Annotated in this window: 1 protein-coding gene; it reads right to left on the reverse strand. The window is 51.7% G+C overall.

Translation table 11 applies throughout. The annotated features are described in order from the left end of the window. Positions 1-75: 75 nt before the first annotated feature. Positions 76-429 (reverse strand): 4-fold beta flower protein, encoded by a 354-nt coding sequence (locus V6U78_RS12700; protein ID WP_405341581.1) that lies wholly within the window; start codon positions 427-429, stop codon positions 76-78. Between the last annotated feature and the right edge of the window lie 341 nt (positions 430-770).

Raw genomic sequence — 770 nt, forward strand, 5'->3', positions numbered from 1 at the left:
TAACGCCGCCAACACGCGCAGCTTTGTAGTGAAGGCGAAGCCGCAACGGAAAAGCTGTCGCTGTGCTTGGCCTTGTTAAGCAAAGTAGGTTTCGGCGTTGTGACGGGACCATCCGCCACGCCCCGGCTTGCCCGGCGTGCCAGAAAAACCCGGTCTACCAGGTGTGCCCGAGAATCCCGGCATTCCAGGGGTTCCGCCAATCCCGGGAACACTTGGCAAACTCCCTGTCCGATTTCGGGTAAATGCGAGAGCACTATTGTCGCTGTCGTAGATCACGCCGCCTTCAAACCAGCCGATATGATTACCGTTCAAAGAATATACATTGCTACCATTTATCCAACCGACGACTTGACCTCGACTATCGCGAACTTTATTTCCGTCGAGAATAAGACTTGCTTTACCTCGGCCATCGAACATCCACTCTGCCATCTAACTCTCCTTATCTGCTTAACGTCGCCTTGCCTTGCCTAGCCTTGTTAAGCGAATTTGGTGGGGGATTGGGAATCGAACCCTGGCGCACTTTTGAGAAGACCACTATTTCCACGAACTACCTACCTCTAGCCGGGTTGAAGTTGCCACCAGGCAGACCCGCAGTAACGCCACTTCGCACCATACGCAAACCGATTTAACGATGTTTGTAATTTTCATAAGCTTCTCCTTTCCTGTAATGAACACCAAGAGCAGAGTCACCTCCAACCCAAACGAGATATTGATAGTCGCTTCCACAGAGGCCTTTAGCCCCAAACCTTTCTAACTGGACTGCTTAACGC

The organism is Marinospirillum alkalitolerans (genome assembly GCF_045055655.1).
GTDB classification, from domain to species: Bacteria; Pseudomonadota; Gammaproteobacteria; order Pseudomonadales; family Halomonadaceae; genus Marinospirillum; species Marinospirillum alkalitolerans.

Bases quoted from the DNA above. Each gene is read 5' to 3' on its own strand.
- V6U78_RS12700 (WP_405341581.1), bottom strand. From the start codon at position 429: ATGGCAGAGTGGATGTTCGATGGCCGAGGTAAAGCAAGTCTTATTCTC.